This is a genomic window from Devosia sediminis (genome assembly GCF_016411825.1).
GTDB lineage: Bacteria > Pseudomonadota > Alphaproteobacteria > Rhizobiales > Devosiaceae > Devosia > Devosia sediminis.
The window spans coordinates 284,898-307,497 of record NZ_JAEKMH010000004.1; the positions used below are offsets into that span (position 1 = coordinate 284,898).

The 22,600-nt window shown below is 65.0% G+C and carries 25 protein-coding genes and 1 tRNA gene; 10 read left to right on the forward strand and 16 right to left on the reverse strand.

What is annotated here, in order from left to right; all coding sequences use genetic code 11:
- Positions 1–44: 44 nt before the first annotated feature.
- The 5 genes from JEQ47_RS17085 to JEQ47_RS17105 all read right to left on the reverse strand — a co-directional run bounded on the left by JEQ47_RS17085 (position 45) and on the right by JEQ47_RS17105 (position 3,693).
- On the reverse strand, positions 45–332 hold the full coding sequence (locus JEQ47_RS17085; protein WP_198877630.1) for a hypothetical protein: 288 nt from the start codon (positions 330–332) through the stop codon (positions 45–47).
- Complete coding sequence (gene sdhA / locus JEQ47_RS17090) at positions 332–2,143, reverse strand: succinate dehydrogenase flavoprotein subunit (protein WP_198877631.1); 1,812 nt, start codon at positions 2,141–2,143, stop codon at positions 332–334. The genes JEQ47_RS17085 and sdhA overlap by 1 nt, the downstream gene beginning before the upstream one ends.
- Positions 2,144–2,148: 5 nt before the next feature.
- Entirely contained in the window at positions 2,149–2,541 is a 393-nt protein-coding gene (gene sdhD / locus JEQ47_RS17095) for a succinate dehydrogenase, hydrophobic membrane anchor protein (RefSeq protein ID WP_198877632.1), read from the reverse strand.
- 1 nt (position 2,542) lies between these two features.
- A complete protein-coding gene (sdhC, locus tag JEQ47_RS17100; protein WP_198877633.1) occupies positions 2,543–2,929 on the reverse strand; it encodes a succinate dehydrogenase, cytochrome b556 subunit in 387 nt (128 codons plus the stop codon).
- A gap of 287 nt (positions 2,930–3,216) precedes the next feature.
- The gene (locus tag JEQ47_RS17105; RefSeq protein ID WP_198877634.1) at positions 3,217–3,693 is read right to left on the reverse strand and encodes a hypothetical protein; all 477 of its coding nucleotides are present in this window, start codon (positions 3,691–3,693) and stop codon (positions 3,217–3,219) included.
- A 192-nt stretch (positions 3,694–3,885) separates the two neighbouring features.
- Between JEQ47_RS17105 and JEQ47_RS17110 the strand changes: the two genes are divergently transcribed.
- Entirely contained in the window at positions 3,886–4,458 is a 573-nt protein-coding gene (locus JEQ47_RS17110; RefSeq protein WP_198877635.1) for an NUDIX domain-containing protein, read from the forward strand.
- Between the two features lie 261 nt (positions 4,459–4,719).
- Here the strand turns inward: JEQ47_RS17110 and JEQ47_RS17115 are convergent, their stop codons facing one another.
- Entirely contained in the window at positions 4,720–4,926 is a 207-nt protein-coding gene (locus JEQ47_RS17115) for a DUF1737 domain-containing protein (RefSeq protein ID WP_198877636.1), read from the reverse strand.
- 70 nt (positions 4,927–4,996) lie between these two features.
- Here JEQ47_RS17115 and JEQ47_RS17120 point away from each other — a divergent pair, with 70 nt between their 5' ends.
- Complete coding sequence (locus JEQ47_RS17120; protein WP_198877637.1) at positions 4,997–5,635, forward strand: carbonic anhydrase; 639 nt, start codon at positions 4,997–4,999, stop codon at positions 5,633–5,635.
- A 28-nt stretch (positions 5,636–5,663) separates the two neighbouring features.
- On the opposite strand, the gene JEQ47_RS17125 is transcribed toward JEQ47_RS17120, so the two are convergent.
- Positions 5,664–5,906 (reverse strand): hypothetical protein, encoded by a 243-nt coding sequence (locus JEQ47_RS17125; RefSeq protein ID WP_198877638.1) that lies wholly within the window; start codon positions 5,904–5,906, stop codon positions 5,664–5,666.
- Positions 5,907–6,029: 123 nt separating this feature from the next.
- Between JEQ47_RS17125 and JEQ47_RS17130 the strand changes: the two genes are divergently transcribed.
- Complete coding sequence (locus JEQ47_RS17130) at positions 6,030–6,278, forward strand: EF-hand domain-containing protein (protein WP_198877639.1); 249 nt, start codon at positions 6,030–6,032, stop codon at positions 6,276–6,278.
- A gap of 119 nt (positions 6,279–6,397) precedes the next feature.
- Here JEQ47_RS17130 and JEQ47_RS17135 read toward each other — a convergent pair whose 3' ends face one another.
- The 3 genes from JEQ47_RS17135 to JEQ47_RS17145 all read right to left on the reverse strand — a co-directional run bounded on the left by JEQ47_RS17135 (position 6,398) and on the right by JEQ47_RS17145 (position 9,370).
- Positions 6,398–7,279, reverse strand: coding sequence for an EamA family transporter (locus tag JEQ47_RS17135; RefSeq protein ID WP_198877640.1), 882 nt, complete (start codon positions 7,277–7,279; stop codon positions 6,398–6,400).
- Positions 7,279–8,157, reverse strand: a complete 879-nt coding sequence (locus JEQ47_RS17140) for an EamA family transporter (protein ID WP_198877641.1) — start codon at positions 8,155–8,157, stop codon at positions 7,279–7,281. The genes JEQ47_RS17135 and JEQ47_RS17140 overlap by 1 nt, the downstream gene beginning before the upstream one ends.
- A 169-nt stretch (positions 8,158–8,326) precedes the next feature.
- On the reverse strand, positions 8,327–9,370 hold the full coding sequence (locus JEQ47_RS17145; RefSeq protein ID WP_198877642.1) for an aspartate-semialdehyde dehydrogenase: 1,044 nt from the start codon (positions 9,368–9,370) through the stop codon (positions 8,327–8,329).
- Positions 9,371–9,796: 426 nt separating this feature from the next.
- On the opposite strand from JEQ47_RS17145, the gene JEQ47_RS17150 reads away from it, so the two are divergent.
- The gene (locus JEQ47_RS17150; protein WP_198877643.1) at positions 9,797–10,882 is read left to right on the forward strand and encodes an outer membrane protein; all 1,086 of its coding nucleotides are present in this window, start codon (positions 9,797–9,799) and stop codon (positions 10,880–10,882) included.
- A 49-nt stretch (positions 10,883–10,931) separates the two neighbouring features.
- Positions 10,932–12,122 carry a BaiN/RdsA family NAD(P)/FAD-dependent oxidoreductase gene (locus JEQ47_RS17155; RefSeq protein ID WP_198877644.1) on the forward strand — a complete coding sequence of 397 codons (1,191 nt, stop codon included), beginning with the start codon at positions 10,932–10,934 and terminating at the stop codon, positions 12,120–12,122.
- Positions 12,123–12,185: 63 nt separating this feature from the next.
- Here JEQ47_RS17155 and JEQ47_RS17160 read toward each other — a convergent pair whose 3' ends face one another.
- On the reverse strand, positions 12,186–12,752 hold the full coding sequence (locus tag JEQ47_RS17160; RefSeq protein WP_198877645.1) for an acyloxyacyl hydrolase: 567 nt from the start codon (positions 12,750–12,752) through the stop codon (positions 12,186–12,188).
- Positions 12,753–12,890: 138 nt separating this feature from the next.
- Between JEQ47_RS17160 and JEQ47_RS17165 the strand changes: the two genes are divergently transcribed.
- Together JEQ47_RS17165 and JEQ47_RS17170 are read left to right on the forward strand one after the other, a co-directional pair.
- Complete coding sequence (locus JEQ47_RS17165) at positions 12,891–13,907, forward strand: LLM class flavin-dependent oxidoreductase (protein ID WP_198877646.1); 1,017 nt, start codon at positions 12,891–12,893, stop codon at positions 13,905–13,907.
- A 68-nt stretch (positions 13,908–13,975) separates the two neighbouring features.
- Positions 13,976–15,178 carry a GGDEF domain-containing protein gene (locus JEQ47_RS17170; RefSeq protein WP_198877647.1) on the forward strand — a complete coding sequence of 401 codons (1,203 nt, stop codon included), beginning with the start codon at positions 13,976–13,978 and terminating at the stop codon, positions 15,176–15,178.
- 1 nt (position 15,179) lies between these two features.
- On the opposite strand, the gene JEQ47_RS17175 is transcribed toward JEQ47_RS17170, so the two are convergent.
- From JEQ47_RS17175 to JEQ47_RS17185, 3 genes are all read right to left on the reverse strand, one after another.
- On the reverse strand, positions 15,180–15,458 hold the full coding sequence (locus tag JEQ47_RS17175) for a hypothetical protein (RefSeq protein WP_198877648.1): 279 nt from the start codon (positions 15,456–15,458) through the stop codon (positions 15,180–15,182).
- Positions 15,459–15,525: 67 nt separating this feature from the next.
- Positions 15,526–16,344: a COG3904 family protein gene (locus JEQ47_RS17180; RefSeq protein ID WP_236020930.1), complete on the reverse strand. Its 819-nt coding sequence runs from the start codon at positions 16,342–16,344 to the stop codon at positions 15,526–15,528.
- A 172-nt stretch (positions 16,345–16,516) separates the two neighbouring features.
- Positions 16,517–17,866, reverse strand: a complete 1,350-nt coding sequence (locus JEQ47_RS17185) for a hypothetical protein (RefSeq protein WP_198877649.1) — start codon at positions 17,864–17,866, stop codon at positions 16,517–16,519.
- Between the two features lie 197 nt (positions 17,867–18,063).
- Between JEQ47_RS17185 and JEQ47_RS17190 the strand changes: the two genes are divergently transcribed.
- Entirely contained in the window at positions 18,064–19,071 is a 1,008-nt protein-coding gene (locus tag JEQ47_RS17190; RefSeq protein WP_198877650.1) for a Gfo/Idh/MocA family protein, read from the forward strand.
- Between the two features lie 121 nt (positions 19,072–19,192).
- On the opposite strand, the gene JEQ47_RS17195 is transcribed toward JEQ47_RS17190, so the two are convergent.
- A complete protein-coding gene (locus JEQ47_RS17195) occupies positions 19,193–19,756 on the reverse strand; it encodes a TetR/AcrR family transcriptional regulator (RefSeq protein ID WP_198877651.1) in 564 nt (187 codons plus the stop codon).
- Between the two features lie 66 nt (positions 19,757–19,822).
- Between JEQ47_RS17195 and JEQ47_RS17200 the strand changes: the two genes are divergently transcribed.
- The gene (locus JEQ47_RS17200; RefSeq protein ID WP_198877652.1) at positions 19,823–20,839 is read left to right on the forward strand and encodes an NAD-dependent epimerase/dehydratase family protein; all 1,017 of its coding nucleotides are present in this window, start codon (positions 19,823–19,825) and stop codon (positions 20,837–20,839) included.
- A gap of 75 nt (positions 20,840–20,914) precedes the next feature.
- Positions 20,915–20,990 (forward strand) — tRNA-Ala (locus JEQ47_RS17205).
- A gap of 156 nt (positions 20,991–21,146) precedes the next feature.
- Here the strand turns inward: JEQ47_RS17205 and JEQ47_RS17210 are convergent.
- A complete protein-coding gene (locus tag JEQ47_RS17210; RefSeq protein ID WP_198877653.1) occupies positions 21,147–22,538 on the reverse strand; it encodes an aminotransferase-like domain-containing protein in 1,392 nt (463 codons plus the stop codon).
- Positions 22,539–22,600 lie beyond the last annotated feature (62 nt).

Here is a 22,600-nt window from a genome sequence, read left to right on the forward strand (position 1 = left end):
GAAAATCGTCTCGTCACCAGGGTCAGATAACTCTGCCGACACGCTCAGTAGTTCGGCTTGCAGACCTGGTTCGACTTGGCGACATAGGTGTTATACGCGTCATAGTCGGCTGCGGCGGGCGAGCCGCCCTTCATCGAGGCGATGACCACGCTCATGAAGCGCTCGTCGATCAGCGTCATGGCGGCCTCGGCCTTGCAGGTGCAGAGCTCGGTATTCTGCGAGATGCCGACGCAGACCTCGTAGAACTCGGCCTTCTGCTCCTCGGTGGGCGCGGCGGCCAGAGCAGGAGCGGCAAACGTCAGCAGCGCGGCGGCGGCAAGGATGAAGCGCATCAGTAAACTCGGGCCTTGGGTGCGATTTTCTTGAGGTCGATGCCGCCCTGGTCGTAGGGCGTCAGCGGCTCGGTGATGACCGGGCGATAGGACAGCTCGACCCGGCCGGTGCCGATATCGACACGGGCCAGCGTGTGCTTGCGCCATTCGACGTCGTCGCGATTGGGGAAATCCTCATGCGCATGGGCGCCGCGCGACTCGTGCCGGGCCTCGGCCGAGACCACGGTGGCGATGGCGCAGGTCATGAGGTTTTCGAGCTCGAGCGTTTCCACGAGATCGGAATTCCAGATCAGCGACCGGTCGGTCACCTTGACGTCCGGCAAGCGCGCATAGATCTCGGTCATGGCGGTGACACCGTTCTTGAGCGAGGCGTCGGTGCGGAACACGGCCGCGTCGGCCTGCATGGTGCGCTGCATCTCGTCGCGCAGCTTGGCCGTCGGCTGGGAGCCGTTGGCATTGCGCAGGCGATCGAAGCGGGCGAGGATTTTTGCGTCCTCGGCTGCGTTGATGCCGGGCACCGGGGCGGCCTTGTCGATCACCTTGCCGGCGCGGATGGCGGCGGCGCGGCCGAACACCACGAGGTCGGTGAGCGAATTGGAGCCCAGGCGATTGGCGCCATGCACCGAGGCGCAGGCCGCTTCGCCCACGGCCATCAGGCCCGGCACGATGCGATTGGGATCCTCGGCGGTCGGATTGAGCACTTCGCCATGATAGTTCGCGGGAATGCCGCCCATATTGTAGTGCACTGTCGGCAGCACCGGGATCGGCTCGCGCGTCAGGTCGACGCCGGCAAAGATCTTGGCGCTCTCGGTGATGCCCGGCAGGCGCTCGTGCAGCACCTTTGGATCGAGATGGTCGAGGTGCAGATAGATGTGGTCCTTCTTGGGACCGACGCCGCGGCCTTCGCGGATTTCCAGCGTCATGCAGCGCGAAACCACGTCACGCGAGGCCAGGTCCTTGGCATTGGGGGCATAGCGCTCCATGAAGCGCTCGCCCTCGGAATTGGTGAGATAGCCGCCCTCGCCGCGCGCGCCTTCGGTGATCAGCACGCCCGCACCATAGATGCCGGTGGGGTGGAACTGCACGAATTCCATGTCCTGCAGGGGCAGGCCGGCGCGGGCCACCATGCCATTGCCGTCGCCGGTGCAGGTATGGGCCGACGTGGCCGAGAAATAGGAGCGGCCATAGCCGCCGGTGGCCAGCACCACCATCTTGGCGCGGAAACGGTGCAATGTGCCGTCGTCGAGCTTCCAGGCGATGACGCCCTGGCATTCGCCATTGTCGCCCATGATGAGGTCGAGCGCAAAATACTCGATGAAGAACTGCGCGTCGTTCTTGACCGACTGGCCGTAGAGCGTGTGGAGGATGGCGTGGCCGGTGCGATCCGCGGCGGCGCAGGTGCGCTGCACCGGCGGGCCATCGCCGAATTCGGTCATGTGGCCGCCGAAAGGCCGCTGGTAGATGCGCCCGTCCTGGGTGCGCGAGAACGGCACGCCATAATGCTCGAGTTCATAGATGGCGGCCGGCGCCTCGCGCGCCAGATATTCCATGGCGTCATTGTCGCCCAGCCAGTCCGACCCTTTGACGGTGTCGTACATGTGCCACTGCCACGAATCGGGCCCCATGTTCTGGAGCGAGGCGGCAATGCCGCCCTGCGCCGCCACGGTATGCGAGCGCGTGGGGAAAACCTTGGTGATGCAGGCGGTGTTGAAACCCTGCTCGGCCATGCCGAGCGTGGCGCGCAGGCCCGCGCCGCCGGCGCCGACCACCACCACGTCGAATTCGTGGTCGATCAGTTCGTAAGTGGCCATAGCGATCAACCCCAGAAGACGATTTTGAGCACGGCGCCGATGCCGAGGACGGCAACGGCAAGGCAGTAGAAGGTGTTGAGCGACATGGTCAGGCGATACATCGACCCGGCCATGTAGTCCTCGAGCGTGTCGCGCATGCCGTTGCGCATATGCACGGCGACCACGGCGATCAGCACGGCGAAGGGAAGGCCGATCCAGCCATTGCCGATCACCGCGACGAGATCGGTCCGGTCCTGCCCGGCAACGCGCACCACGATGAAGAGAAGGAGCCCCAGGAACAGGATGTTGATGGCGCCGGTGATCCGCTGGGTCAGGAAATGTCGGGTCGAGGCCCGGGCATCGCCGTAATGGCTGCGCGGATTGGCAATGGTGTCCTTGGTGATCACGGTTTCACGCATGTCAGACCGCCCACACGAACAGGATCCAGATGAGAAGGGTGATGATCACCGAGGCGATCGGGGTGGCCCAGGCCAGTTGCTGGCGCCGCCCGGGCTCCAACATGGCCGCCCTGTCCCACACGAAATGCCGCAGGCCGCCGCACATATGGTGCACGAGGCTCCAGGTATAGCCGAACAGCACGAGCTGCCCGAACCAGCTGCCATAAAGGCTGTTCACGGCGCTCAGCGCCTCCTGGCCCAGGGCGGCGGCGACGAGCCAGATCACCAGCAGCGTCATGCCGGCATAGTTGGCAATGCCGGTCACGCGATGAAGGATCGACATGGCCATGGTGATGGTCCAGCGATAGATCTGCAGATGCGGCGATATGGGGCGGGCTCTGACCGACATGGGGCGTATCCGGGGCCTTGCTGATGCGGCGCCATGCCGCGTCCAGTTTGGAATTGTTCGAGTGTTTAGCGCCCAAAGGTTACAAAATCAAAGCCCCGACCGGGTGCCGCGCTGCAACTTTCGGCGCATTCCGCACTTTGTTCGCAAAGCGCACAACCATGTTCGGGGAGCGCCGGACCGCCTGTGAGCGATCAATCATCCGGTGGCAGTCACATAAAAGCCGGGCGCATCGCGGCGCCCGGCTCAAAAAAGCAAAAGCCGCCGGGCGGACCCCGGCGGCTCGTGGCTTACTTGTTCTTGATCGGCAGGTTGGGGAGCTTGATGCCACCACCACCGCCGCCATTGTCGAGCGGCAGGTCCGGCAGCTTGATGCCGCCACCACCGCCACCGCCATTGTCCAGCGGCAGGTCGGGCGCCTGGATGCCGCCGCCATCGGAATTCGGGACGCCGCCGACATGGCCGGTGGAACTCGATTCCGCGTCGGCCATGCCGATCAGGCGATTGACGGCGATGCGATTGTCGATGCCCGGCCAGCTGCAATAGGCGTCGTGGCTGGTGGCGTAGGAACAGTCCACCCGCACCGTCTCGGTGTGGCAGGTCAGGACCGGTGCGGTCGCTTCGAACACGCCGCCCTGGTCGACGCAGCGATTGGCGAAGGTGTCCATGCCGATGACCACCTGGCGGGTGGCGGCCTGGGCGGACGTTGCGCTGAGCAGGGTGGCGAGAACGAGGCTGGCGGAAAGAACGAGCTTGGTCTTGGTCATGATGGTCTCCATGTGTTGGTGCGGCGCCCACTGGGCTGTCGCTGATGGAGGCCCTTCTAAAGGAGGCCAGTTCACGCTGGCGTGAACCGCGCATTTAACTGCCGTTCAGTTTTGCCCTGGCCGGTCCAAGCCCAGCCAGGACGCTTCCTTCGCGCGGCGCAGCAGGCTATCTGCGGCCACCAGGAGAGCCGCATGACCGACCGCACGACAATCGTATCGACAACGCTTCTCGCCCAGGGCTGGGGGCGCCTCACCAATTACACGATCGACTACAGACGGCGGGATGGCCAGGCGCAGCGGCTCCATCGCGAGGTCTACGACCATGGCAATGCCGCGGCCCTCCTGCTGCACGATCCGGCGCGCGACACCGTGCTGCTGGTGCGCCAGTTCCGCTTGCCGGTGCAGCTCAATGGCGACCAGCCGGACCTGCTCGAGGCCTGCGCGGGCCTCCTTGACGGTGAGGACCCCGCAACGGCTGCGGCGCGCGAGGCGCTGGAGGAAACCGGGCACGCGCCGCGCGACGTCACCCATGTCTGCGATGCCTATATGAGCCCGGGCTCGCTGACCGAGAAGGTGAGCCTTTTTACCGGCATCTATGACGAAACCACCTTCCGCCACGCCGGCGGCGGCATCGAAGCCGAAGGCGAGGAGATCGAGTTGGTCGAACTCGCTTTCGCCCAGGCGCTGGCCATGGTGCGGGATGGCGGCATCACCGACGCCAAGACCATCATCCTGCTCCAGCATGTGGCGCTCTGGCGGCGCTAGGGCGTTGCCCTAACACCGGGTGGCGCGATGGCAAGAGTTTCGCACCCCGAGCACCAGGATCAGCGCATTTCCATGCAGTCTCACCCCGGGCTTGACCCGGGGCCCATCCCGAGATGTCAGGATGGGTCCCGGCTTTCGCCGGGATGACAGACGGTGGTGTGGAGAGTTAAAGGACCCGCCATTCGAGCATAGCTCTCATGGCCTCTTGGCTTGCAAGGCTCCACTGGAGCCTTTCCTCTGCTGCGCAGACCGCCTGCGAAGTTAGAAATCGATGAGTTTCTTCTCGGGATCATAGGGCTGGTCGCGGGCGACGCGGGTGACGGCCTGGCCGCAGCGCATCTTTTTCGTTACCGCGTCATAGGCATAGGTGGGACCGCCATGCAGTTGCCAGCCCTCCGACAGCGCCTTGGTCACCTTGTGGCAAAAGGCGCTGTCATCCTCGCCCGTGAGAAACCGGTAGATCAGCATGTATGTCCCCCTGCTCCGGCAGGCCCGCCGGAGATTGATCTTGCGCCCTCTTAGCGCTAATCCAAGGAACATGCACAACTTTCCTCAGCATCTCCTCGACGGCCACGCCAATTTCATGGCCGGGCGCTATGCCCGTGAAAAGGAACGCATCCGGGACCTGGCCGAGACCGGCCAGACCCCATCGACCATGATCATTGCCTGCTGCGACAGCCGCGCGGCCCCGGAAATGATCTTCGACTGCGGCCCCGGCGAAGCCTTCGTGCTGCGCAACGTGGCCAACCTCGTGCCCACCTACCAGCCCGACGGCGGCCAGCACGGCACGTCCGCGGCGATCGAATTCGCGGTCAAGGCATTGGGCATTGCCAATATCGTCATCATGGGCCACGGCCGCTGCGGGGGCATCAAGGCGGCACTCAACCCCGATTTCAGCCCGCTCGACGAGGGCGACTTCATCGGCAAGTGGATGAGCATGCTGGGCGAACTCCCCAGCCAGCTCGGCACCAAGTCGATGATGACGGCCACCGAGCAGCAGACGGCGCTCGAACGCATCTCCATCCGCAACTCCATCCGCAACCTCAGGACCTTCCCCTATGTGGCGGCCCTGGAGGCAGAGGGGAAGCTGGCGGTCCACGGCGCCTGGTTCGACATTTCGACCGGCGAACTGTGGATCATGGATGCCGACGGCGATTTTATCCGTCCGATCCTCTAGCCAGCACCCCCGAAAACTGGCGCCCCGCTCAAAAACCCCGGCTCCGGCCGGGATTTTTATTTGCCGCATGCAAATAAACCCGGCCACACAACATCGGCGGCCGCTTTTTGCCGCATTGCTGCACCCAGCCCGTCGAAATCGTGATCACTAGAGCGTGATCCAGAACTGCCAATCCGCCCATCATCACGAAATCGTGACTTATCGTCCCCTGGTTTTGCAGGGTGTTGGCGCTGCCCGAAAATCGTCGCGACATTTGTCCAAGCGCGCCCATCTGCCGGCCAGCACCAGCCACAATGGACCGCGATTGTCTGTCTCACGGGCCGCCGGAGAGCGACCCGTCGGCAAGGGACCCTCCCCTGCCGTCACCTCCCAAAGTCAACATGGAGCAAACCCCATGAAGAAGATCGTTCTGACCTCGCTGTTCGCCCTTGGCCTGACTGGTGCCGCTCTGGCCCAGGCCGCTACCGATTTCGCCTCGGTTGATACCGATGCCAATGGTGGCGTTTCGCTGGTCGAGGCACAGGTGGCCTGGCCGGATCTGACCGAAGAGGCCTTCACCGCGGCCGACACTGACGGCAACGGCGAACTGTCCGCCGAAGAGTATGATGCTCTGGTCGCGGCGTCCGCCCCTGTAGCCCAGTAAGGCAGCCATCTGCCCGCAAAGCGCCCCCCTTCCGGTGCTCCCTAGGCACCGGATGCTCTACGGGCAGTCCAGCCAGCCACCCCATCCCCCGGGGTGGCTGCGGCTTTTTCTATGAACGCCTAATCCAGCCGGATGGGCGGTTCGCTCTTCCGCGCCTTGCGCAGGGTGACGATGAGCCCGCAGATCACCAGCACGCCGCCCATGACCTCAATGGCGGTGATGGTTTCGCCCAGAACGAGATAGCCTGAAGCAAGCCCGGTGATCGGCACCAGGAGCGTAAAAGGCGCGACGACCGAGGCTGGATGCCGCCCCAGGAGCCAGCTCCAAATGGCGCCACCGAGCAGCGTCGCCGGATAGGCGAGGAAGGCGATGAGGCCCGCATCGCTCCAGGAAAATCCGGCCAGCGCCGCCGAAATGGCCGCCCACCCTTCCAGATAAAACGACAGGCCGAACAGCGGCAGCGGCGCGGCCAGCGCGCCCCAGACGGTGAAGGCGACGGCATTGACCTTGCCGGCCTTCTTGGTCAGCACATTGGCGAGCCCCCAGCTCACCGCCGCGAGGATCACCAGCAGCAGCGGCAGGAGATTGGTCATTTCCAGCCGCTCGCTGGCAATGACGGCAATGCCGCCAAAGGCGATTGCGGCGCCGATCACCTGGAACCGGCTCGGCCGCTCGCCGAGCAACACGAAGGCCATGACCATGGTAAAAAAGGCCTGGGTCTGCAGCACCAGCGAGCTCAATCCCGCCGGCATGCCCCAGGCCAGCCCCAGATTGAGAAAGCCGTAAAGCGCAAAGCCGAAACTGAGACCGAAGCCAACCACGATCCAGGCCGGCGCTTTGGGCGGTCTCACGAAAAACACCAGCGGAATGGCCGCAGCGGTGAAGCGCAGAGCAGCCGCCAGAATCGGCGGCATGGCCTCGACGCTCAGTTTGATGACGACAAAATTGAATCCCCAGATGGCAACGACGAGCAGCGCAAGAAGGATATGGCGGATGGGCATCAGGCCGCCCTCAGCCGCTTGGCCAGCCGGGCGCCGAGAACGCTGCAGCCGAGGCCGAGAAAGATCAGCACGCTGCCCGCGATTTCGACCGGGGTGATGGCCTCTCCCAGGAGCAGCATGGCCGAGCCGATACCGGCTACCGGCACCAGCAGCGAGAATGGCGCGATCAGGCTCGCCGGATAGCGCTTGAGCAGGTAGCTCCAGAGGCCAAAACCCGCGATCGTCGCCGCATAGCCGTTGAACAGCACCACGCCGACGCTGCGGGCGCTGAAATGGCTGAGCGCATCGGCAATGGCGGCCGGCCCTTCCACGACCAGCGACAGCAGGAGCAGCGGCAGGATGGGAACAAGGCTCCCCCAGACCACGAAACTCAGCATGTCGATCTGCCCGGCCTTCTTGGAGGCGATATTGGCGACGCCCCAGAAAAAGGCGGCAAGGATGATCATCAGGAGCGGCACCAGCGCGGTGAATTCTACCCGCTCGCTGGCGATGACGGCGACGCCGGCAATGGCGATGGCCCCGCCGATCGCCTGGAACCGCGTCAGCTTTTCGCCGAGGAACAGCATGGCCAGCGCCACGGTGAAGAAGGCCTGGAGTTGCATCAGGAGCGAGGCCAGCCCCGCCGGCATGCCCAGCTTGATGGCGGAGAACAGCAGCCCGAACTGGGCAAAGCCGATAGCGAGACCATAGACGACGAGGATACTGAGCTTGACCTGCGGTCGCCTGACCAGAAACACCGCCGGCAGGGCCGCGCAGAGATAGCGCAGGGCCGTCAGAAACAGCGGCGGCACCTGCTCGACGCCCCATTTGATGAAGACGAAATTGACCCCCCAGATCAGGACGACCAGGAGGGCAAGCAGGAGATCACGGGGAGACATGGGACACCGCGTTTGAAGGAAGGCCCCCTCACCCGCGCTGCGCGCGACCTCTCCCCCAGAGGGAGAGGTGTGGAGGGCTCCGGCGCCGCAAGGCGTCACCTCTCCCTTGGGGGGAGAGGTCGGTCCGAAGGACCGGGTGAGGGGGCCTTACTCCCCCACCCGCTATTTATCAAGCCGCCAGTGCGCGGGCCTTGTAGCCCTTTTCGATCAGCGTTTCGGCGATCTGGATGGTGTTGAGGGCCGCGCCCTTGCGGAGGTTGTCCGAGACCACCCACATGGCCAGGCCATTTTCCACCGTCACATCCTCGCGGATGCGGCTGACATAGGTGTCGTATTCGCCCACCGTCTCGACCGGGGTCGCGTAGCCGCCGGCCTCGCGCTTGTCGAGCACCGAAATGCCCGGCGCCTCGCGCAGGAGGTCGCGCGCTTCGTCGGCCGAGATCGGCTTTTCGAATTCGAGATTGACCGCTTCGGAATGGCCGACAAACACGGGGACGCGCACCGCCGTGCAGCTCACCTTGATCTTGGGATCGAGGATCTTCTTGGTCTCGGCCAGGACCTTCCACTCTTCCTTGGTGTAGCCGTCTTCCATGAACACATCGATATGCGGGATGACGTTGAAGGCGATCTGCTTGGAGAACTTTTGCGGCGTTGGGCTGTCATTGACGAAAATGCCCTTGGTCTGGTTCCAGAGCTCGTCGACGCCTTCCTTGCCGGCGCCGGACACCGATTGGTAGGTGGCCACGACGACGCGCTTGATGGTCGCCGCGTCATGCAGCGGCTTCAACGCCACCACGAGCTGGGCGGTCGAGCAGTTCGGATTGGCGATGATGCCGGTGCGCTTGGGATCGGCGAGCCAGCGATCGAGCACATGCCCGTTCACCTCGGGCACGACCAGCGGCACATCCGAGTGATAGCGCCAGAAGGACGAGTTATCGATGACGATGGCGCCGGCCGCGGCAATGCGCGGACCCCATTCCTTGGAGATCGAACCACCGGCCGACATGATGGCGAAATCGACGGTCGAAAAATCGAAGTGCTGGAGATCCTTGGCCTTGAGGATCTTGTCGCCATAGGACAGTTCCTTGCCGATCGAGCGCGACGAGGCAAGCGCGATGACTTCGTCGGCCGGAAACTTGCGCTCGGCCAGGATGTTGAGAACTTCGCGGCCCACATTGCCCGTGGCCCCGACGACAGCGACGCGATAACCCATTTTGGAACTCCGGTCCCTTACCATTTCCGCCCCCGCGCGATCGGCTGGCGCCATCGCGGTCTTGTCTTGAGCCTCTCCCCGTCGGGAGTGTGACCCGGGGAAAAGCGTCAGGCGGTTTTGGTGGTTTTGGCCATGGCAGGCATGCCCCCGGCGGTGAGCCGGGTGGTGGCAAGAGCGGCAATGAAGCTGCGGCTGCGCATGGCGAACAATGCTTCCTACTGAAAAGCAGGACTTCTCATACTCTCAAATAGGAAAGAGTCAATAAATTTGCCGGGCGCGCTGCAGAAGGGCCGGATAGCGTGGCAAACCAGAGCCGACTGGTGCGAAACGGCAACAGCCGCCACCCAAGGAATTTGTTAACCTCCAAAATTGGTGCGACATTAGGGCAGGCGCGATGCAAATCAGGCGTCGCGGAGGATTCGATCGATGAGTGTTCGACGGCTGGCTTTGGCTCTGGTGATGGCGGGCATGGGCGCGGGCACTGCCCTGGCGCAGGATAGCGCCGTCTATTTCAACCCCACCCTCACCAGCGAATTCACTGCCCCCAGCGCCTTTGACGGCCTTTATGCCGGCGTGGTCTTCGGGCCGATCTCCGTGCGCAAGAACAATTTCAATGTCGGTGGCGCCGAAATCCGCCCCGAATTCGGCGGTGTCGTCGGCTGGAACCAGCCTGTGGCGCCGGGCGTGGTGCTGGGTGGTGAAGTGCAGGCTACCCTCGCCACCGATTTTGCCGGGTCGAATTATCTGCGTGCCATGGCGCTTGCCCGCCTGGGTTTTGCCGCGGGCGACAATACCCTCGTCTACGTCCTTGGGGGCCTTGGCCGGGTGGGCGAAGGCTGGGCCTTCGAAGCGGGCCTTGGCACCGAAGTCATGGTCACCGACGCTATCGGTCTGCGGCTCGAAGCCGCCGGCATCGGCCAGCTCGGCTCGGTGCCCAATGGCAACAACGTCCCGGCCATCTCGGCCATGCGGATCACCGGCGCAGTGCTCTGGCAGCTCGATGGCCCGCCGGCCAGCACTGCCTTCAATTCCGGGCCCGTCACGGATTTCTCCGGCCCCTATGCCGGCCTCAATATTGGCGGCCTGACCGACGCGCAGTTCAATTTCTATGACAATTACGGCTATGGCTGGCATCTGAGCCGTTTCGAAATGGGCACGCTGGCCGGTTACAATTTCGCCCTCAACGACCTGGTGCGCGTCGGTGCCGAGGCGCAGATCGGCGTCAATTTCGATACTTCGGGGGATGCGGGCGTCGATGCGCTGGCGCTGGGCCGTCTGGGCGTCGTGCCCATGGATGGGCTCCATGCCTATGCCGCCGCGGGCCTGGGCCTCGTGGAAGGCAAGGGTGCCTATGCGTTTGGCGGCGGCGTCGAATATGCGCTCTGGGGCAATGCGACGCTGCGCGGCGAAGCCCTCTTGCTGGGCCGGATCGACGGTGCGCCCGGCCTGACCGGGGTCAGCGGTCCCACGACCAGCAAGGTGACGGTTGGCACGGTCTGGCACTTCGACTAAACACGCCTCTCGCTCCGCCGTCGCGGACTGACGCGGTGAGAGACCTCAAATGCCTGACTTTGATGTAATCATCCTGGGTGCCGGAGCCGCCGGCATGATGGCCGGTATCGAGGCGGGCAAGCGCGGCCGCAAGGTGCTGGTCGTCGACCATGCCCGCGATCCGGGCGAAAAGATCCGCATTTCCGGCGGCGGACGCTGCAATTTCACCAATGTGAACGCGACTCACACGTTGGGCCGCGAGCGCTTTCTCAGCGCCAATCCGCGCTTCGCGCTCTCTGCCCTCTCGCGCTACACGCCCGACATGTTCATCGAGCGGGTGAAGAAGCAGGGCATCGCCTTCCACGAAAAGACCCTGGGCCAGCTCTTTTGCGATGGCCCGGCCACCCAGATCGTCGCCATGCTGACCAATGACCTGCGCGCCGCCGGCGCCGCCATCTGGACCGGCCGGCAGGTGGGCACGGTGGAACGCACCGGCGAGGGGTTTGATGTCGTGGTGGGCGACGGCCGGGTGACCGCGTCGAGCCTCGTCGTCGCCACCGGCGGCAAATCCATTCCCAAAATGGGCGCGACCGGCCTTGCCTATGACCTGGCCCGTCAATTCGGCCTCAAAGTCACCGACACACGGCCTGCCCTTGTGCCACTGACCTTCGAGCCTGGCGCGCTCGAACAGTTGAAGCCGCTGGCGGGTGTGTCCACCAATGCCGTGGTCGGCCACGGCAAGACCCGCTTCGAGGAAGCCCTTCTGTTCACCCATCGCGGGCTTTCCGGTCCGGCCATCCTGCAGATTTCGTCCTATTGGCGTGAGGGCGATGCCATCAGCATCGACCTGCTGCCAGGCGAGGACGCCCTTGAATTCCTGCGCCATGCCCGCAAGGCGACGCCGAAACTGCATATCCAGACGGCCCTGTCCGAACGCCTGCCCAAGCGCCTGGCGCAACTGGTCGGCGACATGATCAACCAGCCCGGCATGATCGGCGATTTTTCCGACAAGAAGCTGGCCGCCGCGGCCGAGCATGTCGCTCGCTGGAGCCTCAAGCCCGTGGGGTCGGAAGGCTATCGCACCGCCGAAGTCACCCTCGGGGGCATCGACACCACCGATCTCGACGCCAAGACCATGATGGCGCGCACCGTGCCCGGCCTCTTCTTCGTGGGCGAGGCGGTGGACGTCACCGGCTGGCTGGGCGGCTATAATTTCCAGTGGGCCTGGGCTTCAGGCTGGGCGGCCGGTCAAGCCGCCTAGCGCTTCATGTTTTGACGGGAACTGCGACTTACGCAGACCTGAACGCACTCACGGGGTGTCGTATTAAAACTTCCAGCCGACCCGCAGGCCAAAATTCGAGAGGCCCGCATTGTCGCCGCACCAATTGTTGTTGGACGTGTGCTCATAGGCCAGCGTCGCTGTCATGGTGTCGGAGGCATTCACGCCAATGCCGAAGCGCTCGTAGAAATTCACCCGGCAGCCGAAATTCTTCTGACCCTCCGGCGCGCCGCTGAGGGCACCGTCATGGATCGCGGCGCCGAACGTGCCCTCGAGGAAAACCGGTGTATCGAAGATCGGCAACTGCCAGGTCAGGCCCGCATGGACGAGGTTTTCCTTGCCCGCGAGATTGAGCGTGGCGCCGATTTCCGGCCGCGGCGAGCCGATCCAGGTAAAGGCATCGATCTGCGGCGAGGTGAACAGCACGTCGAAGCTGATGCTGGACACCTCGTTGAACTGCCATTCATGGATGTAGGTGGGCAGCATCGCATAGTGCACATTATAGGCATGAATGCCGATGCGCAGCTCGTCGACGACCCCCGCAAGCGGATGGGGATCGAGCAAATCCTGCGCGGCCACGGGCGCAAACCCCAGCGCGATCAGCCCAAACATGCCCGGTGCAAAACGCCGCACAACCGCCCCTGAACTTGATAGACCGAATTCGAAAGTCACGGCGCCGAGTATGGTTCCGCTCTGGTAATTCATCGGTAAATACCGATATGAGCGAACAGACAGCCACTGGAGCCGAACATGCCCGCACCATTCGCCCTCTCGCTACAGGACCTGGCACCTATAGCACAGAACAGTTCCACTGCGAAGGCCATGGCCGAAACCGTGCTCCTGGCGCAGGAAGCAGACCGACTGGGCTATGAGCGGCTCTGGTATGCCGAGCATCACGGCATGCCCTCCATCGCCTCCTCGGTCCCGGAAATCCTGATCGGCAGCGCCGCCGCGGCTACCAAGGGCATCCGCGTCGGCTCGGGTGGCGTCATGCTGCTCAACCACCCGCCCCTGCGCGTCGCCGAAGCCTATCGCACTCTCGAGGCGCTGCATCCGGGGCGCATCGATCTCGGTCTCGGGCGGGCGCCCGGCGGCGACGGCTATGCCATGCGGGCGCTGCGCTCGGGCAGCGGCGAGGAGTTTTCGGCTTACCTGTCCGAACTCCTGGCCTTTGACGACGAAAGCTTTCCGCCCGACCATCCGTTTTCGCGCGTGCCGGTCTCGCCCGGCGGCGTCCGCCTGCCGCCCAAATGGCTCTTGGGCTCATCCGGCGCCAGCGCCCAGGCCGCCGGACAGATCGGCTTCGGCTATGCCTTTGCCGCCCATTTCAGCCACACCCCGGCGGCGCCGGCCTTTGCTGCCTATCGCCAGGCGTTCGAGCCCTCCGAGGATTTCCCCGAACCCAAGACCATTCTCTGCCTCTCGGTGATCTGCGCGCCGTCTGAGGAGGAAGCGAAATTCCTCGCCACCTCGCAATCGGTCAACTGGGCCCGCTTCCTCACCGGCGAGCAGCGCCATCTGACCTCGCCCGAAGAGGCGTCGGCGTTCAAGCTGTCTCCGCAGCAGCAGCAGATCATCGAGCATCAGTCGGCGCTCTGGATGGTCGGCAGTCCCGAGCGCATGGCCGAGGAGATCACGCAGAAGGCCGCCGCCGCCGGGGCCGACGAGGTCATGATCACCACAACCATCTATTCCTACGAGCTGCGCCGCCGCTCCTTCGCCCTGCTTGCCGAGGCGCTGGGGGTCGCGCCGCGCGCAATTGCCTGACAGGACGATTAACGTCTCGTTGTGGCGCGGTGGCTAGTATCGGGGCACTCTGACCCTGGACTGCACCCATGAGCGCCGCAGCCTTCGTGCTCGCCATAAACCTCTTCGTCGCCGGCATCTTTGCCACGGCGTTCGGCGTCGTCGCGGCCTATCAGCGCTCGTCCGTGGGCGCGCGCTGGCTCGCCTGCGCCTATGGTTTTGGCGCGCTCTACATGGTGCTCGAATTCATTCTGCCCTATCAGCAGGACCATCGCCCCGTCAGCTTCGGCATCTTCGCGGTCTTCCTGCTCTCGCTGGCCGGCGGCGTCGTGGGTCTCGCGCATCACTACCGCCTGCGGCCACCCTATCGCGTGCTGATCGGGCTGATTGCCCTGTCGCTGCTGCTCAATCTGGCCATTCTCGACTGGCCGCGTGCCAGCTTCGAGCGCAATCTTCTCTACCAGTTGCCCTATGCCCTGGTGCAGGGCGTGGGTATCGCCATCGTGCTGTCCCATCGCCAGCGGCGCGCGCTCGATATTGCCCTCCTGGCGCTGTTCGTGGTCTCGGCGCTGCATTTCCTCATCAAGCCGGTCATGGCCCTGACGATCGGCTCGGGCGCCGCGCCGCAACTCTATCTCGGCTCCAACTATGCGGCCTATTCGCAGACGCTGAGCGCCTTGCTGCTGATTACCAATGGCCTGCTGCTCCTGCTGGTGATCGTCCGCGACGTGCTGGCCGAAATGACCGCGCGCTCTGAAACCGATACGCTCTCGAAACTGCTCAACCGGCGCGGCTTCGAGGATCGGGGCGACAGGGCACTGACTCAGGCGGCGCGCGCCGGCGTGCCGACGGTCGTGGTCGTCGCCGACCTCGACCATTTCAAGGCTATCAATGATACCTATGGCCATGCTGCCGGCGATGGCGTGATCGCCGCCTTTGCCGGCGTCCTGCGCGATTGCGCACCGCCCCAGTCGGTGCTGGCCCGGCCCGGTGGCGAGGAATTCGCCGTGCTCCTGCCGGGCGCAAATCTCGCAACCGGCAAACTCTTTGCCGAAACCGTGCGCAATGCGTTCCGGAACCTGCCCAGCGATCTCACCGGCCTCGAGACGCCACCCACCGCCTCGTTCGGGGTGGCCCAGCTCATGCCTTTCGATCATCTGCCGGATCTGCTGCGGCGCGCCGACACCGCGCTTTATCAGGCCAAGACCGACGGGCGCGACTGCGTGCGCCTGGCATCCGCCGAACCTGCGCCCGTTGTCGGCGCCGGCCGCCGGCGCCGGTCGGTCCGCTAGCTCAGTTCATCACCTGACGCGCGACGAGAGCGCAATTGCCGCTCGGTTCGACCCGGAGCGCCAGTTGCTGCCGGTCGAGCTCGGCAAGCCAGGCCGTCCAGGAACAGGGACTCATCTGCACGTCTTCCTGGCCTTCCGCGGTGCGGGCGAAGCGCAGCTTCAACTGTGACCGCACGCCCCCGAACCGGTCGCGTACGCGCGCGATCGCTGGCCGCCCGCTGCGATCGTTTACCCAGGCCTGGATGTCCCGGTGCCGGGTCAGAAGGTGGGATTCATTCATGGTCGCCTCCTCGCTTTATTATTACCCCGTGAAACGATCCGGTCCTCCTCCGGTTCCCTTCACGCCCTCAACTATCTGACCACTCGGTGACAAGCGCGTAACGCTCGAGCTCCTCTGCGGTCAGGTAATAGAGCCGGTCCGGCGGCGTCTCCAGCGCATGCAGCCAGAGCGCCGGATCAACGCCGGCCTCCGAGAGATGCCGGGTGATGCGCGCCGTCACCTGCTGCGCATCGGCCATGGCCACGCCCGCCACGCGCAAGGCATCGACCGGCGAGTCGCTGAGCGCCGCCGCATAGATCTGGTGCACGCCAATGGCCGCCTCCTGCCCGGCCACGCGCACGCTGCCTGATGCAAAGACCAGCGGGCAGGACGAGGCGCAAAGCCCGCCATCCTGCACTTCGGTCGCCAGCCCTCGCTCCAGAATCAGGCGTCCCATCTCCAGGGCATCGTTGACGGAGCCGCCCGGCGAATCCAGCAGCACGGTTGACACATATTCGCCCCGCGCCGCGATTTCCTCCGCAAAGCGCTGCGCCGATCCTGGGTCGATAGTTCCGGTCAGCGCCAGGACACCATTGGCGCCAAGGCTGATGGAAAGCGGCTCGTCCAGCAGTTCCGGCGGCGTCGTCAGCACCGGACGAGGACGGCCGCCGCCATCGTCCGACGTCGCCGGCGGCAGGATGGGCTGTGGCGTAAACGTCAGGTCGGCGGGCGCCGCGGCGCTGAGCTCGCGATAGTCGACATAGAGCACGCCCAATGTGCCTGCCAGCAGCGCGAAAAAGGCAAAGCGCAGGATGGCGCCGTCTTCGATGCGGGCGAGACCGGCGATCACATGCCTATAGAACGGCCCCTCATCGCTGCGAGCGCGGGCATTGGCCTCGCTCTTCATGAATATCCGCCCTTGGGCATCGGATGAGCCAGAAAGACCCCCCACCCTTGATCCCTCCCCACGGGGGGGAGGGAGACCATGAACATGGGACGCTCGGTCCTGCGCCTCCCTCCCCTTGAGGGGGAGGGAACGAGGGTGGGGTGATCGGGCCCGGAAATGTGCAGAAACGCCATCATGCCGGGCGCGGTCCCTCGCCGCGCTTGCGCTGCGCTGCGTCGATCGGCGTCACCGTGTCATCGGCGGCGACGGTCTTGTCTGGCTCGGGCGTATCGGGCTGCGCCTTTTCGGTCTCGCTGCCCCCCTCGGCCAGAGCCGCGGCGGCTTCCGAGACGCCTTCCGCTTCCATGCGCCGATAGAGGGCCATGGCGCGCAGCATCTCCGCTGCGGTGATGGTCTCGGCTTCCTTGAGCGTCTCGGCATCGCGCCGCATGGCATCGTTGACGATCATCAGGGTGAGCACCAGCACCACCGGCAGGAGGTCGATGGAAATGGCGCCCGCCCAGGACGGGATGAAGTCGCTCCAGTAGCGCAGCACCGCTTCGGCCGAGGACAGCGGCACGAAGCGGCGCTGCTCGACCCCGGGCGAGGCCAGAATTTCATCGGCCGCCAGGGTCAGCGCCGCCGATTGCGCATCGACCGACACGCGGACGGTCTCCATGACCTGGTTCTGCCGCGTCGCGAGATCGCCCACCTGCCCGTCGGCGACGGGCGCGATGAAGCCTGCGGAAAGATCGCTGGCCGCACGCTTGACCGAAGCGGCGACATCGGTCTGCTGCAATGCCGCGATGACGGCGGACAATTGCACCGCCTCGGCCTGGAAACTGTCGGCGCGCGGGCCGATTTCGCCAGGGGTCGACACCAGTTCGCGCATGGTCGCGAGGCGCTCCGAACCCTGGGCGAAAAGCCCCGCCACTTCCTCGCGCGAGCCGGAAATCGTGCCCGCCAATTGCGTCATCTGCGTCGACATCTGGGTGAGGAGCTGCACCACGCTGCCCGAGCCGGTCGTGCCGGTCAGAGCCCCGCTGTCGCGCTCGTCCTGTGCCAGCGTCGAGAACCGCGCGGCGGCGCGCTCGACGTCGGGCAGGAGGCTCTGGCTGGCCAGCGCCCGCGAATGGGCGTTGTCGAGATCCTCGGCATAACCCTGCAGCGTCACCGCCATGTGCTGCTCGAGCGCCGCCGAACCCGCAAGGGCCGCGGCATTGAGCCAGGAACTCATGGCGATGATCATGCCGCAGCCGATCAGCATGGTCAGGAACATGGCCGCGCGCTGCGCCCCGCTGACCACCAGCGGCACGAACCGGAGCATGAAGGTCCAGAAGGCATAGATGGCCACCGACACGGCGGCCGAATACACGATGGCGGCGAAGAACACGAAGGTCGCCGAGCCATCGAGCAGGTCGCGCACCCCGAGATAGGTATAGACGCCCGAGGCGAGGGCCAGCACCGCCAGCGCAAACCGGCTCATGGTTTCGACCCCGCGTGCCGTCTCGTGCAGGCGGAAGGCGTTCGGCTTGAGCTGCATGTAGGTCCCCGGATCTCTGGGCCCGCCACCAGGCCCGTTGGTGGAGGCTAGCATGAGCTTCGCGGCGGAACCGAGGCAGGACACGCAAGGGTTAATGCCGGAGCCATGACATTGCAGTGAGCGGTTTTCTTGCCACCCGCCCTTGCCCCCTGGGCGGCCGGGGCGCTACCCCAGCGGAAAGGACAGAGGAGCCGACCATGACCAAGAAGATTCGCTGGGGAATTCTCTCCACCGCCAATATCGGGATGCAAAAGGTGACGCCGGCCATTCAGCGCTCGCCCAGCTCCGAAGTCGTGGCCATCGCCTCGCGCGACGGCGCCAAGGCGCGCGAGGCCGCGGACAGGCTGGGCATCGCCAAGGCTTACGGCTCCTACGAGGAGCTGTTTGCCGATCCCGATATCGACGCCATCTACAATCCCCTGCCCAACCATCTCCACGTGCCCATGACCCTGGCCGCGGCCAAAGCCGGCAAGCATGTGCTCTGCGAAAAGCCCATCGCCCTTTCGGCAGCCGAGGCCGAGCAACTGCGCGACATTCCTGACAACATTGTCTTTCTCGAAGCCTTCATGGTGCGCTTCCATCCGCAATGGCAGAGGATGCGCGAGATCATCCGCTCGGGCGAACTGGGCGAGATCCGGTCCATCAACGCCGTCTTCACTTATTTCAACGCCGATCCCGCCAATGTCCGCAACCAGGCCGATATCGGCGGCGGCGGCATCATGGATATCGGCTGCTATCCGATCACCGCCGCGCGCTATTTCTTCGAAAGCGAACCGGAGCGGGTCGTTTCGCTGGTCGAGCGTGATCCCAATTTCGGCACCGATCGCCTCGCCAGCGTCATGGCCGATTTCGGCGGCGGCCGGCAGTTGAGTTTCACCTGCTCCACCCAGACGGCGCCGCATCAGCGCCTGCAGATCTTCGGCACCAAGGCCAAGGCCGAGATCACTATTCCCTTCAACGCCCCGCCCAATGAGCGCACCGCCATCACGGTGGATATCGGCGCGCCCTTCGATGGCTCGCTGGCCCGCCGCGAAATCCTGCCGGCCTGCGACCAATATACCGAACAGGCCGAGGCCTTCGCCCAGGCCGTGCTGGGCAATGCCCCGCTCCCCTGGGGCGTCGAGGACGCCATCGCCTCAATGAAGGTCATCGACGCGATCTTCCAAAGTGAAAAGACCGGCGCCTGGTCGAAGGTCGCGCGGTAGGTTCACCAAGCTGCAACCATCGTCATTGCCCGGCTCGACCGGGCAATCCACCTGTCTTGCCCTATTGTATGGACCACCCGGACAAGCCGGGTGGTGGTGGGGTTGGGAGAGCGAGGGCTGGTCAGCGCCTGAGCTCCGGCCCGACCAGCCGCTCCGAGAGCAGCATCAGGTCATCTGAAAGCTGGGTGCTGGTAATCCCCGCCTCGGCCACCCCCTTGGCCGCGGCCAGCAGCAGCAGTGACAGCCGCTTGGCATCGGCGACGCCGGCCTCCGTCAGCACCGCGGCGAGCTTGTCGGCAATCAGCGCGTTGGAGCGCTCGAACAGCGCGGCGCCTTCGTGATGGGCGGCAAACAGTTCTGTGACATGGGCGGAGCCCTCGAGGGTGCGGGAGATGACGCCGAACTTGGCGCCCAGCGCCCGCCCGATCCGCTCCACCAGCGCGCCATCCCCAGTCAGCGCTGCGTCGAAGGCGACATGCTTGTCGGCGATCAACTGCTCGAGCAGCGCCGAGAAGATCGCATGCTTGTCCGGGAAATGCGCATAAAGCGTCGGCTTGGCGATCTGCGCCTCGCGGGCGATCGCCTCCATCGTGGTGGCGCGCAGGCCCTGGCGCAGGAACAGCGTCCGCCCGGCCCGCAGGATACGGTCCCGTTTTTCCGATCCCCGACCTTTCGCTTCCGGCACAATGCGCTCCCATCTTGAACTAATTGAACGATATTCGTATATTTCGTTCAAATCAAGGAGTGGACCATGACCGATACCGTACTTCTCACCGGCATTTCCGGCTTTCTCGGGGGTCATATCGCCCTTGCCTTGCTCAAGGCCGGTTTTCGGGTTCGCGGCAGCGTGCGCAATCTCGAAAAGTCCGCCAAGGTCACCGATACGCTCAAGCGCGCCGGCGCCGATACCTCCCGGCTCGATTTCGTGGCTCTCGACCTCGGTTCCGACCAGGGCTGGGACGCGGCGACGCAAGGGGTGCGCTATCTCCAGCACACCGCCTCGCCATTCGTCCTCAAGATGCCGAAAGACCGCAACGAACTGATCGGACCGGCCGTGGCGGGCACCGAGCGGGCCATTGGCTCCGCCATGAAGGCCGGGGTCGAGCGCATGGTTCTGACGTCATCCATGGCCGCAATCGCCTATGGCCACCAAAACACCGGCGCCCCGACCTTCGGCGCCGGCGACTGGACCGACCTCAATGGCCGGCCGGTCAACGCCTATATCGAATCCAAGACCCGCGCCGAACGCCGCGCCTGGGAACTGGTGGACGCCGCCGGCCGCCACGACGACCTCGCCTCCATCAATCCAGGCGCCATTTTCGGGCCCCTGCTCGACGACGATCCGGGCACCTCCGCCATTCTCGTCAAGCGCCTCCTCGATGGCTCGGTACCGGCTGCCCCGCGCATTCCCATCACCCCGGTCGATGTGCGCGACGTCGCGGCGGCCCATGTCGCTGCCATGACCAAGCCAGGCGCCAGTGGGCACCGCTACCCGATGGCCGTGGCGCCGCTCTACTTTGCCGAAGCCGCCCGCATCCTGCGCGAACGCTACCCCGACAAGCGCGTGCCACGCTTTGAAATGCCCGACCTCGCGGTGCGCCTCTATGCCCTTTTCGACCGCGACGTCCGAGACAATCTGGGCGAGCTGGGCTATGCCAAGCGCCTCGACGCCACCCCCACCGAAACCCTCCTCGGCCGCAAGCTGATCCCCGCCGACCAGGCCATCCTCGCCACCGCCGAAAGCCTCATCCAGCACCGGTTGGTGTGACACCGCCAGAGCGCGCAATACCCGGCGCGCCCCCTTGCCCTGGGCCGCGAATTTGTCCATATACACCACTGGTGAGGGGCTGTAGCTCAGTTGGGAGAGCGCGTCGTTCGCAATGACGAGGTCAGCGGTTCGATCCCGCTCAGCTCCACCATCCGGTTTCCGGCAAAATTTCCGGTAGACTCCGCGACTGGTGGGTTCGCGACAAGTCCGCATGCGCCATACAGTTTGCCTGCACCGTCCAGTCGAGCGATGTCGCTGGCCGACGCTGACGGCCTTTGGCCAGGGATGCGCAAGCGGGGGGTGCGGACTATGTCAACAGGGACTCGATGAGGGAAAAACTTCCGCCGTCCATCTGCGCCACGTTAAAGCGCATGTAGTTTCCTGCGGTCTGCGTGACGCTGAAGGCGTTGCCAGGCGCCAGGACCAGACCGCGGCGCAAGGCAGCACGCGCCCATTCCGATGAATCGGCTCCTTGTGGCAATCGGCTCCAGAGAAACATGCCAGCGCGTGTTTCCATCCAGGGCTCGATCCCCATGGCTTGCAGCTTTTCGGCGACGTCGTGGCGTTGGCGTTCCAGCCGGTCGCGGACGGACTGCACGTGGCGTCGATAGGTGCCGTCGCTCAGCGCCAGGTGAACGACGGCTTCGTTGAGGCGGGCGGCGCCGAAAGTGGTCGCGATCTTGAGGTCGACCAGGCCATCGATCCAGTCGGCACGGGCGGCGATGAAGCCGCACCGTACCGAAGCGGACAGCGTCTTGGAAAAGCTGCCGATCTGCAGGACCCGGTTGAGGCCATCGAACCCGGCTAGCCGCGGGGCCGGCACATGTTCGAAATCGGCGAAGATATCGTCCTCGACCACGACCATGCCGTGCTGGTCGACGATGCGCAGGATGCGCAGCGCCGTCGCGGCTGACAGCATGGCCCCGGTCGGATTGTGCACGCCTGAATTGGTGATGTAGAGCCGGGGGCGCTCCCGCTCCGCAACGGCGGCGAAGGCCGCGACGTCGGGTCCGGTCGGCGTCATCGGAACGCTAACGACGCGGATCCGGTGCGCACGCAGCAGCGCCTGGAAATTGAAGTAGCAGGGATCGTCGAGCATCACCGTATCGCCCGGCTCCAGCAGAAGGCGGCAGATGAGATCGATCGCCTGAGTGCCGCTTTCGGTGAGCATGATCTGCTGGGGCGTTGCCTCGACCCCGCGCTCGCCAAGGCGCCGGCCGATCAGTTGCCGCATGGGCAGGAGACCCAGTGGCGGACCATATTGGGCGATGTCGTTGACCGGCGCGCGCGACACGCTGCGCAAGGCCTTTCGGAGGCTGTCCTGTGGCAGCCAGGATGAAGGCAGCCAGCCGCAACCGGGCTTGCAATCGTCATCGTCGGCTTCGAGCGCCTGGCGCGAAATCCATAAGGGATCGATGCCGCGGTCGGCGGGCGCGCCGGTCGGCGACAGCGTCATCGGCGCGAGCTGTGCAGCGACAAAGAAACCCGATCCCGGGCGCGAAGCGATCGCCCCTTCCGCGACCAGCCGGGCATAGGCTTCGACCACGGTCGATACCGACACGCGAAGCGAAGCCGCCAGCGCGCGCACCGAGGGCAGCCTGGCGCCTGGCGTCAGGCTCCGGCCGGCGATACGCCCCCTGATCGTCGACATGACGAAGTCGATGCGGGTCGTGCCGGGCTGTACTGTCGGTGTATCCATAACAGTTCGATCCTTCTGTACTGGACCGTATCTGGCGACTGCCGGCTTCGCAACGGATAAGC

What these genes read in the sequence shown, in the direction of transcription:
- JEQ47_RS17085 (WP_198877630.1), bottom strand. Translation starts at nt 332, where the DNA reads ATGCGCTTCATCCTTGCCGCCGCCGCGCTGCTGACGTTTGCCGCTCCT.
- sdhA (WP_198877631.1), bottom strand. Translation starts at nt 2,143, where the DNA reads ATGGCCACTTACGAACTGATCGACCACGAATTCGACGTGGTGGTGGTC.
- sdhD (WP_198877632.1), bottom strand. Translation starts at nt 2,541, where the DNA reads ATGCGTGAAACCGTGATCACCAAGGACACCATTGCCAATCCGCGCAGC.
- sdhC (WP_198877633.1), bottom strand. Translation starts at nt 2,929, where the DNA reads ATGTCGGTCAGAGCCCGCCCCATATCGCCGCATCTGCAGATCTATCGC.
- JEQ47_RS17105 (WP_198877634.1), bottom strand. Translation starts at nt 3,693, where the DNA reads ATGACCAAGACCAAGCTCGTTCTTTCCGCCAGCCTCGTTCTCGCCACC.
- JEQ47_RS17110 (WP_198877635.1), top strand. Translation starts at nt 3,886, where the DNA reads ATGACCGACCGCACGACAATCGTATCGACAACGCTTCTCGCCCAGGGC.
- JEQ47_RS17115 (WP_198877636.1), bottom strand. Translation starts at nt 4,926, where the DNA reads ATGCTGATCTACCGGTTTCTCACGGGCGAGGATGACAGCGCCTTTTGC.
- JEQ47_RS17120 (WP_198877637.1), top strand. Translation starts at nt 4,997, where the DNA reads ATGCACAACTTTCCTCAGCATCTCCTCGACGGCCACGCCAATTTCATG.
- JEQ47_RS17125 (WP_198877638.1), bottom strand. Translation starts at nt 5,906, where the DNA reads ATGGGCGCGCTTGGACAAATGTCGCGACGATTTTCGGGCAGCGCCAAC.
- JEQ47_RS17130 (WP_198877639.1), top strand. Translation starts at nt 6,030, where the DNA reads ATGAAGAAGATCGTTCTGACCTCGCTGTTCGCCCTTGGCCTGACTGGT.
- JEQ47_RS17135 (WP_198877640.1), bottom strand. Translation starts at nt 7,279, where the DNA reads ATGCCCATCCGCCATATCCTTCTTGCGCTGCTCGTCGTTGCCATCTGG.
- JEQ47_RS17140 (WP_198877641.1), bottom strand. Translation starts at nt 8,157, where the DNA reads ATGTCTCCCCGTGATCTCCTGCTTGCCCTCCTGGTCGTCCTGATCTGG.
- JEQ47_RS17145 (WP_198877642.1), bottom strand. Translation starts at nt 9,370, where the DNA reads ATGGGTTATCGCGTCGCTGTCGTCGGGGCCACGGGCAATGTGGGCCGC.
- JEQ47_RS17150 (WP_198877643.1), top strand. Translation starts at nt 9,797, where the DNA reads ATGAGTGTTCGACGGCTGGCTTTGGCTCTGGTGATGGCGGGCATGGGC.
- JEQ47_RS17155 (WP_198877644.1), top strand. Translation starts at nt 10,932, where the DNA reads ATGCCTGACTTTGATGTAATCATCCTGGGTGCCGGAGCCGCCGGCATG.
- JEQ47_RS17160 (WP_198877645.1), bottom strand. Translation starts at nt 12,752, where the DNA reads ATGTTTGGGCTGATCGCGCTGGGGTTTGCGCCCGTGGCCGCGCAGGAT.
- JEQ47_RS17165 (WP_198877646.1), top strand. Translation starts at nt 12,891, where the DNA reads ATGCCCGCACCATTCGCCCTCTCGCTACAGGACCTGGCACCTATAGCA.
- JEQ47_RS17170 (WP_198877647.1), top strand. Translation starts at nt 13,976, where the DNA reads ATGAGCGCCGCAGCCTTCGTGCTCGCCATAAACCTCTTCGTCGCCGGC.
- JEQ47_RS17175 (WP_198877648.1), bottom strand. Translation starts at nt 15,458, where the DNA reads ATGAATGAATCCCACCTTCTGACCCGGCACCGGGACATCCAGGCCTGG.
- JEQ47_RS17180 (WP_236020930.1), bottom strand. Translation starts at nt 16,344, where the DNA reads ATGAAGAGCGAGGCCAATGCCCGCGCTCGCAGCGATGAGGGGCCGTTC.
- JEQ47_RS17185 (WP_198877649.1), bottom strand. Translation starts at nt 17,866, where the DNA reads ATGCAGCTCAAGCCGAACGCCTTCCGCCTGCACGAGACGGCACGCGGG.
- JEQ47_RS17190 (WP_198877650.1), top strand. Translation starts at nt 18,064, where the DNA reads ATGACCAAGAAGATTCGCTGGGGAATTCTCTCCACCGCCAATATCGGG.
- JEQ47_RS17200 (WP_198877652.1), top strand. Translation starts at nt 19,823, where the DNA reads ATGACCGATACCGTACTTCTCACCGGCATTTCCGGCTTTCTCGGGGGT.
- JEQ47_RS17210 (WP_198877653.1), bottom strand. Translation starts at nt 22,538, where the DNA reads ATGGATACACCGACAGTACAGCCCGGCACGACCCGCATCGACTTCGTC.